General features: G+C 46.6%; 18 protein-coding genes. 15 read left to right on the forward strand and 3 right to left on the reverse strand.

From position 1 onward, the window contains the following. The first annotated feature begins 59 nt into the window (after positions 1 to 59). Both GVN20_RS14390 and GVN20_RS14395 read left to right on the forward strand, forming a co-directional pair. Positions 60 to 380 carry a 2Fe-2S iron-sulfur cluster-binding protein gene (locus tag GVN20_RS14390; RefSeq protein WP_114065926.1) on the forward strand — a complete coding sequence of 107 codons (321 nt, stop codon included), beginning with the start codon at positions 60 to 62 and terminating at the stop codon, positions 378 to 380. Next, a complete protein-coding gene (locus tag GVN20_RS14395; protein WP_166559006.1) occupies positions 377 to 1,576 on the forward strand; it encodes an NAD(P)/FAD-dependent oxidoreductase in 1,200 nt (399 codons plus the stop codon). The genes GVN20_RS14390 and GVN20_RS14395 overlap by 4 nt, the downstream gene beginning before the upstream one ends. A 32-nt stretch (positions 1,577 to 1,608) precedes the next feature. Here the strand turns inward: GVN20_RS14395 and GVN20_RS14400 are convergent, their stop codons facing one another. Beyond that, positions 1,609 to 2,484, reverse strand: a complete 876-nt coding sequence (locus GVN20_RS14400) for a helix-turn-helix domain-containing protein (protein ID WP_166559007.1) — start codon at positions 2,482 to 2,484, stop codon at positions 1,609 to 1,611. A gap of 254 nt (positions 2,485 to 2,738) precedes the next feature. Between GVN20_RS14400 and pcaH the strand changes: the two genes are divergently transcribed. The 7 genes from pcaH to pcaF are packed head-to-tail and all read left to right on the forward strand — an operon-like array spanning position 2,739 to position 10,295. Next, positions 2,739 to 3,446 carry a protocatechuate 3,4-dioxygenase subunit beta gene (pcaH, locus tag GVN20_RS14405; RefSeq protein ID WP_114464423.1) on the forward strand — a complete coding sequence of 236 codons (708 nt, stop codon included), beginning with the start codon at positions 2,739 to 2,741 and terminating at the stop codon, positions 3,444 to 3,446. A 23-nt stretch (positions 3,447 to 3,469) separates the two neighbouring features. Then, positions 3,470 to 3,988 carry a protocatechuate 3,4-dioxygenase subunit alpha gene (gene pcaG, locus GVN20_RS14410; RefSeq protein ID WP_206023270.1) on the forward strand — a complete coding sequence of 173 codons (519 nt, stop codon included), beginning with the start codon at positions 3,470 to 3,472 and terminating at the stop codon, positions 3,986 to 3,988. Between the two features lie 11 nt (positions 3,989 to 3,999). Next, complete coding sequence (pcaB, locus tag GVN20_RS14415; RefSeq protein WP_166559008.1) at positions 4,000 to 5,319, forward strand: 3-carboxy-cis,cis-muconate cycloisomerase; 1,320 nt, start codon at positions 4,000 to 4,002, stop codon at positions 5,317 to 5,319. Continuing rightward, a complete protein-coding gene (gene pcaD / locus GVN20_RS14420) occupies positions 5,316 to 6,455 on the forward strand; it encodes a 3-oxoadipate enol-lactonase (protein WP_166559009.1) in 1,140 nt (379 codons plus the stop codon). Before pcaB ends, pcaD begins: the two co-directional genes overlap by 4 nt. 3 nt (positions 6,456 to 6,458) lie before the next feature. Then, positions 6,459 to 7,658 carry a 4-hydroxybenzoate 3-monooxygenase gene (locus tag GVN20_RS14425; RefSeq protein WP_206023271.1) on the forward strand — a complete coding sequence of 400 codons (1,200 nt, stop codon included), beginning with the start codon at positions 6,459 to 6,461 and terminating at the stop codon, positions 7,656 to 7,658. A gap of 52 nt (positions 7,659 to 7,710) precedes the next feature. Continuing rightward, the gene (locus GVN20_RS14430) at positions 7,711 to 9,057 is read left to right on the forward strand and encodes a 3-oxoacid CoA-transferase (RefSeq protein ID WP_166559010.1); all 1,347 of its coding nucleotides are present in this window, start codon (positions 7,711 to 7,713) and stop codon (positions 9,055 to 9,057) included. 29 nt (positions 9,058 to 9,086) lie between these two features. Next, positions 9,087 to 10,295, forward strand: a complete 1,209-nt coding sequence (pcaF, locus tag GVN20_RS14435; RefSeq protein WP_166559011.1) for a 3-oxoadipyl-CoA thiolase — start codon at positions 9,087 to 9,089, stop codon at positions 10,293 to 10,295. A gap of 35 nt (positions 10,296 to 10,330) precedes the next feature. Here pcaF and GVN20_RS14440 read toward each other — a convergent pair whose 3' ends face one another. Continuing rightward, positions 10,331 to 10,714, reverse strand: coding sequence for a helix-turn-helix domain-containing protein (locus GVN20_RS14440; RefSeq protein ID WP_166559012.1), 384 nt, complete (start codon positions 10,712 to 10,714; stop codon positions 10,331 to 10,333). 134 nt (positions 10,715 to 10,848) lie between these two features. Here GVN20_RS14440 and GVN20_RS14445 point away from each other — a divergent pair, with 134 nt between their 5' ends. From GVN20_RS14445 to GVN20_RS14455, 3 genes are all read left to right on the forward strand, one after another. Continuing rightward, positions 10,849 to 11,709, forward strand: coding sequence for an SDR family oxidoreductase (locus GVN20_RS14445; protein ID WP_166559013.1), 861 nt, complete (start codon positions 10,849 to 10,851; stop codon positions 11,707 to 11,709). A 58-nt stretch (positions 11,710 to 11,767) separates the two neighbouring features. Further along, entirely contained in the window at positions 11,768 to 12,148 is a 381-nt protein-coding gene (locus GVN20_RS14450; RefSeq protein ID WP_166559014.1) for a DoxX family protein, read from the forward strand. Between the two features lie 143 nt (positions 12,149 to 12,291). Further along, the gene (locus GVN20_RS14455) at positions 12,292 to 14,049 is read left to right on the forward strand and encodes an ABC transporter ATP-binding protein (protein WP_166559015.1); all 1,758 of its coding nucleotides are present in this window, start codon (positions 12,292 to 12,294) and stop codon (positions 14,047 to 14,049) included. 2 nt (positions 14,050 to 14,051) lie between these two features. Here the strand turns inward: GVN20_RS14455 and GVN20_RS14460 are convergent, their stop codons facing one another. Then, positions 14,052 to 14,504 carry a hypothetical protein gene (locus GVN20_RS14460; protein WP_166559016.1) on the reverse strand — a complete coding sequence of 151 codons (453 nt, stop codon included), beginning with the start codon at positions 14,502 to 14,504 and terminating at the stop codon, positions 14,052 to 14,054. Between the two features lie 204 nt (positions 14,505 to 14,708). On the opposite strand from GVN20_RS14460, the gene GVN20_RS14465 reads away from it, so the two are divergent. From GVN20_RS14465 to GVN20_RS14475, 3 genes are all read left to right on the forward strand, one after another. Beyond that, complete coding sequence (locus tag GVN20_RS14465) at positions 14,709 to 16,013, forward strand: aminotransferase class V-fold PLP-dependent enzyme (protein ID WP_166559017.1); 1,305 nt, start codon at positions 14,709 to 14,711, stop codon at positions 16,011 to 16,013. 363 nt (positions 16,014 to 16,376) lie between these two features. Continuing rightward, on the forward strand, positions 16,377 to 16,937 hold the full coding sequence (locus tag GVN20_RS14470; RefSeq protein WP_114464435.1) for a LemA family protein: 561 nt from the start codon (positions 16,377 to 16,379) through the stop codon (positions 16,935 to 16,937). A 16-nt stretch (positions 16,938 to 16,953) separates the two neighbouring features. Then, positions 16,954 to 19,320 (forward strand): DUF2207 domain-containing protein, encoded by a 2,367-nt coding sequence (locus tag GVN20_RS14475; RefSeq protein ID WP_166559018.1) that lies wholly within the window; start codon positions 16,954 to 16,956, stop codon positions 19,318 to 19,320. Positions 19,321 to 19,330: the final 10 nt, after the last annotated feature.

Genomic DNA, 19,330 nt, shown 5'->3' on the forward strand with positions numbered 1-19,330 from the left:
GATCGGTCCATAAAACATTCTTAAAAAGAAAATTATTTACTGTAACTATCTGTAATACAATGCCAAAGGTAATTTATATCGAAAACAACGGAACAGAGCACCAAGTGGATTTGCCGTTGGGGGCTACCTTAATGGAAGGAGCCGTTCAGAACGACATCAAAGGAATTGTGGCCGAATGTGGCGGCTCATGCATGTGCGCCACCTGCCATATTTACGTGGATGAACAATTTATGGGGCTTTTGCCCGAAATGGAAGAAGAAGAAAACGAAATGCTCGAAGGTGCGACCGCCGAGCGCATGTCCAACAGTCGTTTGGGGTGTCAAGTACGTATTTCCAACAAATTGGACGGAGTCATTGTCCGTATTCCTGAAAAACAATGAGTGTAAAAGTCGTCATCATCGGTGCCGGGCACGGGGGGGTGCAGGCGGCCGCGTCGTTGCGAGAAGAAGGATTTGAGGGTGAAATGGTGTTGATTTCGGAAGAAAATGACCTGCCTTACCAGAAACCGCCATTGTCTAAGGGCTATTTGCAGGGAAAGCAGTCGGAGGAGGCCATTTTGTTTCGTTCCCCGCATTTTTTTCAAAACCACCAGATTGACCTTCGGTTGGGGGTCAATATCGCTCAACTTGATACCGAGGGGCAGTTGGTGATTACGAAAGAAGGCGAGACTATCGACTACACGCATTTGATCTTAGCGACGGGGGCTACCAACCGCAAATTAACGATGGAAGGGGCCGCCGACGTGCTTTACCTGCGTACTTTAGCCGATGCCAAAGCCATTGCACACCGACTGGATACTGCTCGTAAAATAGCCATCATTGGCGGTGGGTTTATCGGCCTCGAATTGGCCGCGTTAGCGCAGGAAAAATGCAAAGAAGTAAGTGTTATTGAGGCGCAGTCGCGGTTGATGGAACGGGTGCTACCCGCGGTTATCTCGGATGTTTTTCAAAAAACGCACGAGGAATGCGGGGTTCAAGTACACCTGAATGCCCTGACAAAGTCCATTGAGAATCATTGTATTATAACTAAAGAGGGCAAAAAAATCGAAGCAGATTTGATACTGGCGGGCATTGGGGTTATTCCCGAAACGTCGTTGGCGGAGGAGGCGGGAATTGCCTGCGAAAATGGTATTTTGGTGAACGAATTCCAACAAACTTCGGTCGCCAACATTTACGCCATCGGCGATTGTGCTAATCATTACAATGCTTTTGCCCAAAAAAGAATACGGTTGGAATCGGTTCAAAATGCCGTTGACCAAGCCAAAACGGCCGTAAATCACGTATTGGGCAAAACCCAACCTTACCATGCAGTGCCGTGGTTTTGGACTAATCAATACCATTTGAAACTCCAAATGGCGGGAATTTCGGCGGGCTTTGACCGCTATGTACTGAGAGGCGATGTCGACGCCGATAAGTTTTCGGTCTATTATTTCCAAGAAAATCGGTTGATTGCCGTTGATTCGCTCAATCGTCCCGCCGACCACCTCAATGCGCGTAAATTGTTGGCTGCCCAGATAAGTCCTACCGACGCTCAAATCGGCGACTTGAATGTGAACTTGAATCAATTGTTGGGTTAAATCCGCCCGCAAATTATGTAGTATAAACCGAGTTAGTTCTTCCTAAACTCGCTCGGAGCCACCCCCGTGTATTTTTTAAACAAACGTGTAAAATAGGCGGGGTCTTTGAAGTTTAGAAAGTAAGAAACCTCTGATATTGAGTAGGTTGTATTGAGTAAATATTTTTTTGCTTCGTTGATTAAGTATTCGTGCACCACTTGCAGGGCAGATTTTTGGACTAAGTTTTGACAAATTCGATTGAGATGAACGGCCGTAATGTTCAACTCTTTGGCGTATTGATTGATGGATTTTGACTCTTGCAACGACTGTTTGATGCTCTTCTGAAACCCCTGAAAATACTGCAACGTTCGATTGTCAGAAGTGGTCACGGGGCTGCTTTGGGTGAGGGCCTGTCGGTAAATCGTCAGGAATAATAATTGAAAAAGGGATTGCAAAACCGCCTGTTTTTCGGGGTTTTCTTCGAGCAATTCCTTCATAATCTCCGTTTTAAGGAATAAAATTCGGTAAAATACCAAATCGTCATCGGCAAAAGATAGCTGTTTTAAGCGACTAATTTCGAGGGCGATTTTGGGGGAGTTTTTGAAAAGACTCTCCAAAAATGACTCCGAAAACGTGATGACCTCGCCCACAATTGCTGGCTGAAACATAAACCCGTGCAGCGTATTGGCGGGAATGGTAATCAGACAAGGGCTTGCAATCGCAAATTCTTTGTTTTCAGACCTCAGCACCCCGCTTCCCGATTGAATGATAAATACCTGATACAAATCGGTATGCAGGTGCTCGTGAATTTCCCAATCATAGATTTTACTCCTGGTTTCCAATAATTCATGGTGGATGAAATTGGGTACCAGCGGCGAGCGATTATCACCGTATAAGCCTTTGAAATTAACAAGCCCTTTTGGATTCATGATATGTTCTGAAAATACAAGAATAAATATAGACTATTTCTGTAATGAATCCATCAAATGAATGTAAATAAGTCACTAAATGCTTGTTTTAAAGGTGTTTAAAATAATAATTTCTCTTTTGTTAAATAAAACATGTCTAAGCAAAATGTTTATTTTATACAAGTAATATTTTAATTAATCCAAGAATTTATTTAACACGTCCCATACCTTTGTTGGACTGAAAAAAGAAACTTCCTCCTCAAAATTGTACCGCAATGAGCCAACTCATTTATAATACTTTCGATTATGAAGTCCAGCCGCCTCGGCTTGCTCCCGATTATAAATCGACCGTACTGCGTGCACCTAGCAAGCCGTTAGTCGTCGTAAAACAGTCGCTATCGGAGTTGACAGGGCCTGTTTTCGGGGATTTTAACTTGGGCGAATTTGACCATGACCTGACCAAGAATTCCATTAAAAACGGCGAGCCAATGGGCGAACGCATCGTGGTGCATGGCAAAGTGATGAATGAAAACGGGCGGCCGATTCCTAATACGCTGATTGAGATTTGGCAAGCCAACGCGGCGGGCCGGTACGTCCATAAAGTAGACCAACACGATGCGCCGCTCGACCCTAATTTTCTGGGCGCGGGGCGCTGTATGACGGATTCGGAAGGAAACTATCGGTTTTATACCATCAAACCGGGGGCGTATCCTTGGGGCAACCATCCCAACGCGTGGCGGCCCAACCACATCCATTTTTCGTTGTTTGGGGCCAATATCACCAACCGGTTGGTGACCCAAATGTACTTTCCTGGCGACCCATTGTTGCAGTATGACCCCATTTTTCTGGGCGTGCCGCCCAAAGGACGTGAGTTGCTGATTTCAACCTTTGATTTGAGCATCACCGAGCCCAATTTTGCGCTTGGCTACCGTTTTGACTTTGTTTTAAGGGGGCATCAGGCTACTCCGTTTGAAAATGTATAATGAATTTTAACACAACAATTGCCATGTTACAAACGCCTTCCCAAACCGTCGGGCCCTATTTCGCGTACGGACTCACGCCCGAACAATATTTATATGATTTTAAAAGCCTGTCCAATAATGAATTAGCCAAGCCTCTCGACGAAGCCAACGTCGTTATGGTGGTGGGTAAAGTTTTTGATGGCAACGGCGACGTTATTCCAGATGCGATGATTGAGATTTGGGATACGCAGCACCAACGTTTTGGGCGTTTCGGGACGGGTACCGACCCCCAAAATCGGTTTATTTTTCATACATTTAAACCCACGTCGGTCGATGGGCAGGCACCGCACCTGAGCGTGATTGTGTTCATGCGTGGGCAGCTAATCCATTCTTATACGCGTATTTACTTTGAAGATGAAGCGGAACTTAATGCACAGGACGAAATTTTAAACGCCGTGCCGACCGACCGACGCAATACGCTCATCGCCTCAAAAAATGCGGCGGGTTATGAATTCAATATTTACATGCAGGGCGAAAACGAAACGGTATTTTTTGAGATTTAACCACCCCTAAAATGGGCTTATACAGCGAATTGTTTTATTCGGACCACATCAATGAGCTTTTTTCGGAGAGGAATACCATTGGGCAAATGCTACGCGTAGAGGCCGAATTGGCGCGGGCGCAGGAAGCGGCAGGGGTGATTCCTGCGGGAGTGGCCGACCTCATTGCACTATGTTGTCAGCCCGATTTGATTGATATGCCCCGCCTTAAATCTGAAATAAAATTGGGGGGCAATGCCGCGATTCCGTTGGTAAAACAATTGACCCGTATTGTAAAAAACAATGACGTAGAAGCCTCAAAATACGTGCACTTAGGCGCTACTAGTCAGGATATTGTGGATACAGCCACCGTTTTGCAGGTGCAGGAGTTTGGTCAATGGTTAGCACAAAAATTAAAGGTGCTCGTCCTTCATTTAGTAGAAAAAACGAGCAGCTATCGAAATACGCCCATGATTGGCCGGACGCTGCTCCAACAGGCGCGACCGATTACGTTTGGCCTGAAAACGGCGGGTTGGCTGGAGAGCATCGGCCGAACACAGGAGCGCATTGACGACGTGAAAAAACGTCTTTTGGTGGTTCAGTTGGCGGGCGCGGTAGGGAGTGGTAATGCGCAGATTTCGAGCGAGGTACAGCAACTTTTTGCCCAGAATTTAGGAATAAAATCCGCGTTTTCGTGGCAGTCAAACCGCGACACTTTCGCCGAATGGGCGAGCGTATTGGGGATTTTGACGGGCACTTTGGGTAAAATCGCCAAAGATGTTTCGCTGCTGATGCAAACCGAAGTGGGAGAGGTGTATGAAGGTGCAGCGGAAGGGAAAGGTGGGTCGAGTACCATGCCGCACAAGCGCAACCCCGTTACCTGCGCGGCCATGCTGGCCAACGCCGCCCGGATGCCGCACTTGGTGGCTACGATGCTTACTGCCATGCCGCAGGAGCACGAGCGTTCGGCAGGGCTTTGGCATTCAGAATGGGAAGTGTTGACCCAAATCATGACCATGACGGCGGGCACGCTAGAACGAGCCATTGAATTGCTAGAAGGATTGGAAGTGGATGAAAAGCGTATGTTGGCCAATCTGGAACTGACCCAAGGGTTGATTTATGCAGAAAACGTATCGCTGGCCTTGGCGCCCAAAATGGGCAAAAATCAGGCCCACGAATGGGTCGAAAAAGCCTGTAAAATCGCCATTGCGCAGCAAAAACACTTAAAAGAAGTACTGCTAGAATCGAAAATAGATGTACCCTCAGTGGACGAACTGTTTAAGCCCGAAAACGCCCTGGGGCTGAGTTTAGAAATGATTGATAAGGTATTGAAGAAATTTGGACATATAAGATGAAAACCAACTATAAACTTCAGGGAACCCCCAACAGCCCCGTGCTGATTTTTTCTAACTCGCTGGGGTCAGAAATGATGATGTGGGATGAACTCGTTCCGTATCTCTTGCCCTATTTTCGCGTGTTGCAATACGATACCCGAGGCCACGGCGGCAGCCATGTAGAATCGTCTTCGGCCGCATCATACACCATTGGCCAATTGGGCCAAGACGTCATTGATTTGATGGACGGCCTCGGCATCGATACCGCCTGTTACTGCGGTCTTTCGATGGGTGGATTGATTGGGCAATGGCTGGGGATTCATTACCCAAATCGTTTCAAAAAGATTGTTTTGAGCAATACAGGTGCTAAAATCGGGAATGATGAGCGTTGGAATTCACGCATCGAAACCATCACCCAACAAGGAATGCAGGCCATCGTGGACGATACCATGGAGCGGTGGTTTACAGAATCGTTTCGGCAGCAAAATCCCCAACGCGTGGCCGAGACCAAAGCCATGTTTTTGCGTAGTCACGTGGAGGGATACGCCGCTTGTTGCGGTGCCATCCGCGATGCTGATTTTAGAGAAACGCTGACGCAGTTATCCGTTGAAACACTGGTGATTACGGGGGATGAAGACCCAGTCACGAACGTTGAGCAGGCGGAGTTTTTGGCAAAGCATATCCCTCATGCCACTTTGGAAGTGCTACATGCCCGGCATCTAGCAAGTACCGAATTGCCCCAGGAATACGCCCAAACACTCATTGATTTTCTGGTTGGCGACACGGCCTTTAAGAAGGGAATGCACGTTCGGCGGTCGGTGTTGGGTGAAGAACACGTTGACAAAGCAAATGCTAATATCAATCCCTTTAATGCTGATTTTCAGTATTTTATTACCAACTACGCTTGGGGTGAAATCTGGACGCGCCCTGATTTGTCGAAGCACAACCGCAGTCTTATCACCTTGGCGATGTTGATTGCGCTCAACCGAAAAGCGGAATTTAAAATGCACGTTAGGGCGGCCTTTAATAACGGCGTAACGGTGGCTGAAATCAAAGAAATTATCATGCATTCGGCCCTTTACTGCGGCTTGCCAGCGGCCAATGAAGCCTTTCATACGGCGCAGGAGGTCATCAATGAACTGAACATAACTACCTAAAAAATGAAAACAATAAAAACACAAGTTGGCATCATTGGAGCGGGGCCAGCTGGCTTGACCCTTGCCCATTGGCTCAAAAAATACGGCATAGAAGCGGTCATCATTGAGCACCGTAGCCGAGAATATATCCAAGGACGGGTCCGAGCGGGTCTTTTGGAACAAAATACAGTCGATATACTCAAAGAATTGGGCTTGGCCGACCGCTTGGTCCAAGAAGGACAGGAGCACCACGGAGTCTATTTGAATTTTGACGGAAAGCGCGTTCGAGTGCCTTTCGGACAACTTACGGGCGGACGAAACATCACGATTTATGGTCAGCAGGAAGTTGTCAAAGACCTGACGGAGGCTTGGTTGGCGAAGGGTGGTCAATTGTTGTTTGAAGCCCCCGCCCTTGAACTGGAAGGCATCGAAACCGACAGTCCCAAAATACATTTTGAACACAAGGGCGAAAAAGGCATCATTGAATGCGACTTTATTGCCGCCTGCGACGGTTTTCATGGTTTGGGCCGTAAATCAATGCCCAAAGACGCCTATAAAGAATATTCGGTCACGTATCCGTTTAGTTGGTTGGGGATTTTGGCCCACGTGGCGCCCTCTTCCGAAGAACTAATTTATGCCTATCACGAGCGTGGATTTGCCCTGCATAGTTTGCGCTCAGAAAAAGTAAGTCGATTGTACATCCAAGTAGAAAACGACGACCACGTTGATAACTGGTCGGACGAGCAAATTTGGGAGGAGCTTTCGGTACGTTTGGGTACCAAAGGTTGGAAGCTGAATTCGGGGCCGATTTTTGAAAAAAGTATTACGCCCATGCGGAGTTATTTTATTGATAATATGCAACATGGGCGTTTGTTTTTGGCAGGTGACGCCGCCCATATTGTGCCTCCTACGGGCGGAAAAGGACTGAATCTGGCCGTGGCGGACGTGAAACATTTGGTGGATGGATTCAGAGATTTCTACGAAAAAGCGTCGATGCAAGCACTGGATAATTATTCAACCGTTGCCCTGAAACGCATTTGGCGCGCGCAGGATTTCTCCAATTTTATGACTACTCTGTTTCACAAACAATACGAACACGGGTCGTTTCATTATCAATTGCAAAAGGCAAAATTTGATTATATCCAATTGTCGGAAGCGTACGCAACGACCATCGCCGAAAACTACGTGGGCCTACCTTTTGAGTCCTTTGAGGCGTTGGATTAGTGTTTTTTTATTGATTTTTACCCATTCTTTTTGAATACTTTATTGATCAAAAATGAAAGAAGTTCCAATTATAGATGTAGCGACCGCTGCTCAAATGGTCAAAGACGGCGATACGATTTTGCAGGGTGGCTTTGGCATGACGGGAAATCCCGTCCACCTCATGCACGCCTTGGCCGAAACGGGCACCAAAAACCTTACTTTTATCGGTAACAACGTGGGAGAAGTGGGCATTGGCGGGGGGCGTTTGCTCCGTAATGGGCAGATTAAAAAGATGATTGGCTCGTTTTTTACGTCCAATCCCGATGCGGTCAAAGCCGCTCAAAGCGGTCAGGTCGCCTATGAACTGTTGCCCCAGGGTACGTTGGCCGAGGCCATTCGGGCGGGTGGTGCGGGTATTGGAGGTTTTTATACGCCAACGTCGGCGGGGACGCTCATTGCACAAGGCCGTGAAACTAAAATCATTGACGGAACCGAGCAGGTATTCATCAAAGGAATTCGTGGAAATGTGGCCTTTATTCGGGCGTGGCGGGCCGATACCGCGGGCAATTTACAGTACCGGATGACCGAACAAAACTTTAACAAAGCCATGGCCACGGCCGCCGATTTGGTCATTGCCGAAGTCGAAGAAATTGTACCTGTGGGAGAAATTGCCCCTGAGCACGTACATACCCCGGGCTGCTTTGTAAATTATCTGGTACAGGCCACGTTGACCTTGGAAGATTTGGGTTCGTCGGCGTCGGTTTCGTCTTCCAAAAAAGTGGATGAAAGCCGCATGAATATGGCCAAACGGGCGTTGGCAGAGCTAAAAAAAGGCGATGTTGTGAATCTTGGCATCGGCATACCTACCCTCGTGGCTGATTTGATTACGGAAGAGCACGGCATCATTTTGCACACCGAAAACGGAATGCTGGGCGTAGGCCCCGTGCCTACGGATGGGGGTGGTGCCATGAATTATCCCGTAAATGCGGGTAAAATTCCCGTAACCGCACTCAAAGGAAGCAGTTATTTCGACAGTGCCGATTCGTTTGCTATGATTCGCGGTCGGCACATCGATGCCGCCATTATGGGTGGTTTGGAAGTGGACGAAGCCGCCAACTTAGCCAACTGGGCCGTGCCCGGAAAGCCACTCTTGGGCGTGGGTGGAGCGATGGATTTAGCCAAGGGTGCCAAACGCCTCATTATCACCATGACGCATACAAACCCCGATGGCTCGTCCAAGATTGTTCCTGCCTGTACGTTGCCGCTGACGGCTTCGGGTGTGGTAGATTTGGTGATTACCGATTTGGCCGTGTTTGCTTTTCCAGAAAATAAATTGACGCTTATCGAACTGATGCCTGGCGCGACGTTGGAAGAAGTAAAAGCCAAAACAAGTGCTTCCTTTGTGGAGCAAATTGCCTGAAATTGAATCCATTCTATTGAATATATACCATGAAACAAGCCTATATCATTGATGCCGTCCGGACGCCGATTGGAAGTTTTGGCGGCAGTTTGTCCAACGTCCGCGCTGATGACTTGGCGGCTATTCCGATTCGGGAACTCATCAAACGTACGCCTTCCATTCCGTTGGATGCCATCGAAGATGTGATTTTGGGCTGTCATAATCAGGCAGGAGAAGACAACCGCAACGTAGCGCGGATGGCGCTGCTGTTGGCGGGTTTGCCATACACCGTACCCGGCGAAACCGTCAATCGGTTGTGCTCTTCGGGCATGTCGGCGGTTATTCAGGCCAGCCGCGCCATCAAAGCCGACGACGGTGATGTATTTATCGCGGGTGGAATGGAACACATGACGCGCGGTCCGTGGGTGATTTCCAAAACGTCCAAACCTTTCGGAAACGACGCCCAAATGTTCGATTCTAGCTTCGGATGGCGATTTATTAATCCCCAGATGCACAAACTTTACGGCACCGACGCCATGGGTGTAACAGCCGAAAACCTCGCTGATATGTACCAAATCAGTCGCGAAGACCAAGACTTATTTGCGTATAATTCACAGAAAAAAGCCTTTGCGGCCCAGAAAAGCGGAATTTTGAATGAAGAAATTGTGGCGGTAGAATGGGCTGACAAAAAAGGGAATGTGACGGTTTTTGACAAAGATGAGTTCATCAAAGGAAACTCAACCCTTGAAAAATTAGCTCAACTGAAACCCGCATTCAAGAAAGAGAACGGAACCGTGACCGCAGGTAACTCGTCGGGACTCAACGACGGGGCGGCGGCCATGTTTATTGCTTCAGAAGAGGCAATAAATCGTTTTGATTTAACGCCTAAGGCCCGTATTGTCAGCTCGGCGGTGGTGGGAGTAGAGCCGCGTATCATGGGCATTGGCCCGCTGCCTGCTTCGCAAAAAGCCCTTCTAAAGGCGGGCTTAACTCTTGCCGAAATGGATGTGATTGAGTTTAACGAAGCTTTTGCGGCCCAGTGTTTGGCCGTTACCCGGAATCTAGGACTCGCCGACGATGACCCAAGAATCAACCCCAACGGCGGAGCCATTGCTTTGGGCCACCCGCTGGGTATGTCGGGCACGCGAATCATCCAAGCGGCGGTCAATCAATTAATAAGAACCCAAAAACGCTACGCGCTCGTGTCGATGTGCGTAGGCGTAGGCATGGGCTACGCCGTGATTGTAGAGCGTGTATAATTTTTACGTCGGCGAGGTTCTAGTCCTCGCCGACGTTATTTAACCTTCACAACTTCCAATTCCTCTGTCTCAATTCGCGTATCGGTCGTCATGATTCTTTTGCGGTGTTGCGCTCCCCATTCTTTCATCTCCATCAACACTTTCTTCAACGAATGGCCGTAGGGGGCCATTTCGTACTCAACGGTTACGGGGACGGTATCATACACCGTCCGTTTTACCAATTGATTGATTTCCAGCTCCCTCAATTCTTTGGATAACATTCGGGGCGTGATATTGGGAATTGAACGTTCGAGTTCCTTAAATCGCTTTTTACCTTCCATCAAAGCGCCTAAAATTGGCAGCTTCCATTTACCGCTGAGGATGTCCAAACAATCCCGGATAGGTATTACAAAGGCTGAACATTCTGTTTTGTTTTGCATACTTTTTATTGGATTGATAAAGAGTTGCTATACCAAAGTATATCGGTATACTTTGGTATAGTGGTTACTTTTGTATAGCAAAGGTAGCTACCTTTGACCAATCAAAAAACAGTTTTAATCAAAAATATAGTAGCATGATTTTAGTAACAGCAGCGACTGGACATTTAGGAAAAGGGGTGATTGATTTTCTTCTCAAAGCCGTACCAGCGCACCAAATTGTGGCGTTGGTGCGTGACTCCGCCAAAGCAGAAGAACTGACAGCCAAAGGAATAGCGATTCGTAAGGGGGATTATTTTGATGCCGCATCGCTTGTAAAAGCATTCGACGGTATTGATACATTATTGCTGATTTCGTCGGGCTCATTGGAAAATAGGGTAGGGCAGCATGTCAATGCCATCAACGCGGCTAAGGAAGCGGGGGTTAAACACTTAGTTTACACCAGTGCACTGAAAACTTCTTATCAAACCAAATTCATTCCGAGCGTCGACCACATCAAAACGGAAGAATACCTCAAATCGTCGGGAATTTCCTACACGATTTTTAGAAATACTTTTTACGCCGAAGTAGTACCGATGTTGGTGGGGAATGCGCTAGAAACAGGTCAATGGCCTTATCCCGCTGGTGAATCAAAAGCAAACTTTGTACTGCGCGCCGATATTGCCGAAGCATTGGCCAATGTGCTTATGGCTCCCGAAAAGCACCTTAACCAGACTTACGAAATTACCTCCGCTAAATCGTATTCATTTGCTGAGCTGGCGGAGCAATTAAGCGACGTAACGGGTAAAACCATTACATATACTGCTATTTCGACCGAATCTTTCAAGGCGGGATTGGTGAAGGCGGGTGTTCCGGAAGCGTTTATTCCGATGTCAGTGAGTATCAGTGAAGCACTGAAAGACGGAGAAATGGACGTAACTGATTCCGCGTTGGAACAGCTTCTTGGACGTAAGCCAACCGCTTTGAGTTTGTTTTTTCAAGCTAATTATTCCGCTTGATTTGTCGTTTGGAAACTAAATCAATCTTTTTTTTCATTCTATAAAACCCTCATACACAATGAAAATAGCTCTCTGGATTGTTCAGGGATTACTTGCCCTGATGTTTGCCTTTGCTGGATTTACCAAAATGACGACCCCCATTAGCGAACTGGCGCCCCAAATGCCTTGGGTGAATGATTTTTCAGAAATCATGGTGCGGTTTGTGGGGGCAGTGGAGCTTTTAGGAGCCATTGGCTTATTGCTCCCCGCGCTTTTAAGAATAAAACCAATCCTGACGCCTCTGGCCGCGCTGGGATTGGCCGTTACGATGCTTTTTGCGGGGGTTTATCACCTAACCAAAGCCGAATATTCAGGCATAGGGATCAACGCAGTTTTGGGCGGTTTAGCGTTGTTTGTGGCGTGGGGAAGGTATAAAAAAGAACCCATTTTGGCGAAATAATGTCCTTTGATTTCCTCATGTTGGGTGTTTTAAGCAAATGCCAGACCGAGAACTGTTACTCGGCCTGGCGTTTTTTGATATACTAAAGTGTTTTTTCGATAGAGTATCAGGAACATAATTGTGAGTGTCGGTGTTTTTTTTTCATGGATATACTCTACCGTTACCTTCGGCCTCACTGGAAACTCATTTTTGTAGCCCTCTCGCTGGCAGCAGTCAATCAAATTTTTTCACTGCTCGACCCCTACATTTACCGCTTGGTCATTGACCGTTATGCCACCAACTTCAAGCGCTTTACCGAAAATGAATACATTTTAGGTACGCTAAAATTTGTTGGACTGGCCATTGGCGCGGCAATGGTGTCGCGTATTGCCAAAAACTTTCAGGATTATTTTATCAGCGTCATCACCCAGCGCGTCGGTACTAAAATATACACCGATGGTATCAAACACTCGTTGGCGTTGCCGTATCAGGTTTTTGAAGATCAACGCAGCGGACAGACCCTCGGCGTGCTTCAAAAAGTAAAAACGGACACCGAGCGCATGATTACGTCGGTGGTCAACGTGGTGTTTCAATCCTTGATTGGGATTACGTTTGTGATTATTTATGCTTGGACCATTTATTGGCCCATAGCTCCCGTTTACTTCCTAACCATCCCCGTGATTGCGTGGTTGAGTTCGGTGTTGAGCAAAAGAATCAAAAAGATTCAGACCAAAATCGTGGCCGAAACCACCGCATTGGCGGGCAGTACCACCGAGTCGCTGCGTAACATTGAATTGGTCAAAAGCCTCGGATTGACCGATCAGGAAATCAAACGCTTGAACGGAAATACCGAGAAGATACTGGGCTTAGAGTTGCGTAAAGTGAAGTTTGTCAGAACCTTAGGTTTTGTGCAAGGTACTACAATCAACTTCCTGCGGAGTTGTATCGTGGCGCTCATGCTGTGGCTTATTTTTAAGGAAGTGCTGACCATCGGCCAATATTTCTCGCTGTTGCTTTACTCCTTTTTTATCTTTGGCCCGTTGCAGGAGCTTGGCAATGTCATACAGTTATACCGCGAGGCTGAGGTTTCTCTCAACAACTTTCGGGATATTATGAGCAAACCCAAGGAGGCCAAACCCGCTAATCCCGTGGCGTTGACTCGGATTGAAAATGTCGTTTTCAAAAATGTTGTTTTCAAACACCTGACCGCCGCGCGCGCAGCTTTATTAAACGTCAATTTTGAGGTGAAAAAGGGGGAAACCATTGCTTTTGCGGGGCCGTCGGGGAGTGGAAAAACGACCCTGATTAAGTTATTAGTGGGTTTGTATGACCCCGAAGAAGGAAGTATTGCCTACAACGGCATTGATAGCCGACAGATAGACAAGGATGAACTGCGGGAGCAAATCGGTTTTGTGGCACAAGATGCACAGTTGTTTTCGGGAACCATCCGCGAAAATCTCCTCTTTGTAAAACCCACCGCCACCGACGAAGAATGCCTCGACGTACTCAAAAAAGCGGCGGCTTACTCGTTGATTAATCGGGCCGACAATGGCTTGGATACGGTCATTGGAGAAGGAGGAATGAAAGTGTCGGGGGGAGAAAAACAACGTTTATCCATTGCCCGTGCGCTGCTGCGAACCCCAAATCTGCTGATATTCGACGAAGCCACTTCAGCTCTTGATTCATTGACAGAAGAAGAAATTACGCAAACCATTCGCGAGATTTCTAACAACGAGCAACACATTACGGTGCTGATTGCGCACCGACTGAGCACCATTATGCACGCCGATCGGATTGTTGTATTGGAGAAGGGTAAAATAGTTGAGTCAGGAAACCACGAGGATTTACTGACTCAAAAGGGCTTGTATTACGCCATGTGGCGGCAGCAGGTTGGTGAAAGTGAAACTGTTACCAATGCGTAAAATTATTTCTTGCCAGTAATGGTAACGAGCAACTTGCTGTCAGGGTCAACAAAAGAAAGACTTAATACGCTGTTGCTATAGGTGCCAATTTTGGTTGTTCCGCTGTAGGCTTCGATTTCGCCAGTGGCAGCTTTCTTTAGGGTAGCTTCGCCGAGGCTGGTTTTATCCTCGGTGACTTTGCCCGCTTTATCAGTATCAATGAAAGTGATGGAAGCGGTTGCTTTGTCATCGGCTACCTTGGCGATTTCAATTTTGCCAGAAGACTTAATCCCCGTGCTTGGGTCTGTGTATGGATAATCAATACCCAACGGGCCTAATGATACTTTGGTAAGTGTATAAGTTCCAGCTACTTGGTCGCCCATTGCAGGTTCGGGTTCTTCTTTTTTGCTGCATGATATAATCACAAAAGCCATCAAAATGACTAGCAGAGCGGATGAAAAACGAGGGTGTTTCATGTGTGAAGGAGAAAATTAAGTTGGATAATAAGTTTGGAGGATATGTACCAATCCGATGCAAATGTAATTAAAGGATAAATATTAAATGGGTAAAAGGGGATAAAATGACACCCCTGTTTTATTAAACGGTTCAGGATTTGATTTTTTGAAAGCCTCTTTGTAGTATTGTATGGCCGCATCACCAAATCAAATAATTCCTAAACAATGTTTAACCGACGCCAATTTCTAGGGTCGCTCGGCACTGCTGCTGGTGCCTTGACCCTTCCACCCTTTTTAGCCCCTGCCGAAGCCCAAAACTTTGAAACGCTCAACCGTCAGGTATCGCATCTTTCACCGTTGGAAGCTGCTCAAAATGAAGACTTTTGGGCTTTTGTAAAGACCGAATATACCGTTTCACCCAATTTGTTGAATCTCAACAACGGGGGCGTGTGTCCGCAGCCGCGCTCAGTGCAGGATGCCCACATTCGTTTTTATCAATACTGCAATGAAGCCCCTAGCTACTATATGTGGCGAATTTTGGATCAAGGTCGCGAGTCGCTGCGGAGCAAATTGGCCGATTTGGCGGGCTGCTCGGCCGAAGAAGTAGCCATCAACCGCAACGCCACCGAAGGACTGAATACGGTGATTTTTGGCTTGGATTTAAAGCCTGGCGACGAGGTGGTGTTGACCAAACAAGATTATCCGAACATGATAAATGCCTGGAAACAGCGCGAAAAACGAGATGGTATCAAGCTGGTTTGGATAAATCTCGACCTGCCGCAGGAAAACGATGCGTATTTTGTGGACAAATACGTCAGTGCGTTTACGTCACGTACCAAAGTTGTACACGTGACGCACATGATTAACTGGATTGGTCAGACCGTTCCTGTTCGTAAAATTGCAGATGAAGCCCACAAACGCGGCATTGAAGTCATTGCCGATGGCGCCCATACGTTTGCCTTATTGGATTTTAAAATTCCTGATTTAGGCTGCGATTACTACGCCACCAGTCTCCACAAATGGCTGGGTGCGCCGTTTGGCAGTGGGTTGATGTACGTCAAAAAAGACAAAATTTCGAAAGTATGGGCGCTATTGTCCAACAATGAACCCGATGGACCCGATATCCGCAAATTTGAAAGTTTAGGAACGCGCTCGTTTGCCTCCGAAATGGCGATTGGCACGGCGGTTGACTTTCAATTATCACTCGGTGCGGCCCGTAAGCAGGCCCGGGCGCATTATCTTCAGCGGTACTGGACAGATAAAGCCCGTCAAATTCCCGGGGTGAAAATCCATACATCGCCCAATCCCAATTATGCCTGTGCCATCGCGTTGGTTTCGGTTGAGGGCTTAAAAACCTCCGAAGTGGATAGCCAGTTGTACAATAAATTCAAAATTCACACTACGGGTATTGAATGGGAAAACATCAAAGGGGTACGCGTCACTCCTCACGTATATCATACTCCGAAAGACCTTGACCGTTTGGTGAATGGATTGGACGAGATTGCTTCCGCGTCCAGAAGGAAGAGTTAATTAATTTGTCAAACAAATAGTGCTACTATTGCGTGGGTAAGTCTCAAAAAAAATGGGGCTTATCCTTTTTTTGTGGGATAAATTTTTGATGGATTGAATTATCAGCTTTCGATTCACCAATTGGCTAAAATTTGTATATTAGGAATATTTTTCAGTTGCTTAAATTTGATTAATTGTTTGAGGCTTTTTCAATTGATTCACAACGATTAAACGCCCCTTTTCTACGTTTGAATATATACTTCCTACGCTTCCCTTTGTTTCATTTTTTCGTTGGGCTTTCAGGGAGAATCTTTGTGATAATGCTCACCCAATCCAATTTAAATTCATTTCGTTCCTCTTTTGATAACTTAACGCTAAAAAAACATGAATCCATTTTACATCATTTTGTCGGTTGCCGCACTTCTGCTGATTGGGGGCATTGCCATCTACAACGGCCTTGTCAGTGGACGGGCCTTGGTCGATGAGGCCTGGAGTGGAATATCGGTGCAGTTGAAGCGCCGTTTTGACTTGATTCCTAACTTGGTGACCACCGTAAAAGGCTACGCCAAACACGAAAGTGAAACCCTCGAAAAAGTGATTCAGTTGCGAAATGCGGCCGTTTATGCCTCTCCGCTCGACGTAAGCGCTCAGGCACAGGCCAGTGCGGCCCTCTCGCAAGGGCTGAGGTCGGTATTTGCCCTTGCCGAAAACTATCCCGATTTGAAAGCAAACCAAAATTTTGCCGATTTACAAGCCGCCGTAGAAAAAATAGAGGATGATTTGCAAAACAGCCGGCGCTATTACAATGCCACCGTGCGCGATTACAACACAAAATGCGATTCATTTCCGTCTAATCTGGTGGCGGGACTTTTTCATTTTACCAAAAAAACGTTCTTTGAACTAACGAATCCTGAAGAGTCGCAAAATGTAAAAATCTCCTTTTAATCAGCGTTGTTCAATCATGTTATCCTTTAAAAAAAGATATTTTTACTTTCTGGTTTTGTGGAGCGTTTGCTTTCAGGTGTGCGGGCAGGGTTTTGCGATTAAGCACTTCGGCATTGATTTGACCGTTCGGGCAAACGGAGCGCTTAACATCAAAGAAACCATCGACGTATTTTTTACCGAAGCCAAACACGGAATCTATAAGGACATTCCGACGCGTTATAACATTGAATTTCAGGCGGGCCTTGAAAGTGCAACTTACAAATTGCTGCACAACAACATGCTTGTCATGCCAATTCGCAATATACGGGTACAGCCGGCTACATATTTGCTTGAACCAGAAGAGAATTATTTAAGGATAAAAATCGGCGATGAAAATAAAAAAGTAGAAGGTTCTCAGCGCTATATAATTGAATATGAAGTTGATAATATTGCAGCCTATTATAGTGACCACGTAGAAATTAACTGGAATTTGATTGGGGATCAGTGGAATGCACGCATTGAAAAAGCAACCTATACCGTGCATTTGCCCCAGCCCCAATCTACGTACAATCCCGTTTTGTTTGCCACTTTTACGGGCGCTTCGGGGAGTACCTCCAACGCGTCCCAATCACAATGGGTTGATAACCAAACGCTCAAGGGTACGATTTCTCAACCCCTCGAATTGAATCAAGCATGGACCCTGAACTTGAGGTTTCCGAAAGACAACATTCGCTACGAAGCGGGTGACGTGTCCTTTCTCGCCAAAAAATTCTTTCTCAAACATTACGATACACATTATACGATTCAGAAGGATGGTTCGACCGAAGTAAGCATCAAAGCCGACCTGAAATTTGTCAATACCGTCAATAGTTTGTGGATTCCGATTGATAATTTTGTTGCGGAAAGAGCCTTTGGAATGTCGGGGCGGTGGCTACACAATCATACGTACTATACGATTGAAAATGTGCGGTGGCAAGGGGCAGTTCAGGATAAAGAGGAGCCTTTCAAAATACATTTTAACGATGTGAAAGCGGGAGAGGAGCGAAGGGTTGAATTGCGCTACACCCTTAAGGGCAACGTGGCTGATGATGCCCAAAATGCAGGGTATTCTCGGGTCTTTTTCAGGCACAAAAATTACTTTTTGAACGAACCAATTCTTGCTTGCAAAACGCTGATTACGTTGCCCGTTTCGGCGGTAGAAGCCAAGTGGCTGGCCAACGAGTCGTCGGATTTCAATTCGGAGTGGCTCACTTCTCGTACCGATGGCCACAACATCATTATTGAATCTACTAAGCCTATTTCTTCCGATGATTATTTTTATCAGCCTGCCGTGAGTGTTCCTTTTGGGGCATTAGCGTTTTCGTCAAACGTGGCTTGGAAGCGTGGTTGGACTAATAACCAATGGATTTTTTATTCTCTCCTTCCGCTCATTTTTGTGTTTTGGTTTTGGTATAATAAAGGCCGCGACAAGCCCATTACAATTGTACCGCAGTTCTATCCACCCCTAAACATGACCCCTGCCGAAGCGGGTGTTCTGATTGATGATAAGTTGCACGACCACGATATTATTTCCTTGATTCCCTACTGGGCATCGCAGGGGTTGATTAAAATTGAAGAAATAGAAACGGTTGTGCTGCTTGGCTTATTGAAAAATACAGACTATAAATTGACCCGTCTAAACTTCCTGCCTGAGACGGCCACTCCTTACGAAAAGCGCTTGTTTGACGGACTTTTCAGCGGACAAAATTCGGTCTTGCTTTCTTCGTTGCGGCTTACTTTTTACAAAACAATGGAGAAAGTCACCGAATTGCTCAAGAATAAAATTGAGGCAAATCGCCACTACGAAGGCAGCGGAATTGACGCGGGCAAAGCCATGAAAATTGGAGGCTATGTGTTGTTTGGGCTTTGTGTGTTGTTTACTTTTTCGTTTGAAGGAATACCAGAGATTGGGTTTGTATCCGTAGAAACTGGCGCTGGAGCGCTGGTTCTTGGGCTGGTGATGGTGGTGCTCAGCCGAAAAATGCCTAAAAAATCGCTTTTAGGGGTGGAGATGTACCGCCAATTGGCAGGGTATCGAATGTTTATGCAGACCGTAGAACTGCCTCGCCTTCAGCAACTCATCCGCGATGACCCGCATTATTTTGATAAGACCTTGCCTTACGCGATGGTGTTTAATTTGACCGATAATTGGTCCCAAAAATTTGAGGCGCTCAATGTTCCCCCGCCCAGTTGGTATTCCTCCAACGTCAACGGATTTACGACCTCACAGTTTGCTCGTCGTTTTCAGGATGCTTCCCAAACCATGAGCAATACCCTCACGAGCGCTCCTTCCAAGAGTGGTAGTAGCGGTGGTGGTGGCAGTAGCGGTGGTGGTTTTGGCGGTGGTGGCGGCGGCAGTTGGTAATTTATTTATT

The sequence above is a fragment of the Runella sp. CRIBMP genome (assembly GCF_009905605.1).
GTDB lineage: Bacteria > Bacteroidota > Bacteroidia > Cytophagales > Spirosomataceae > Runella.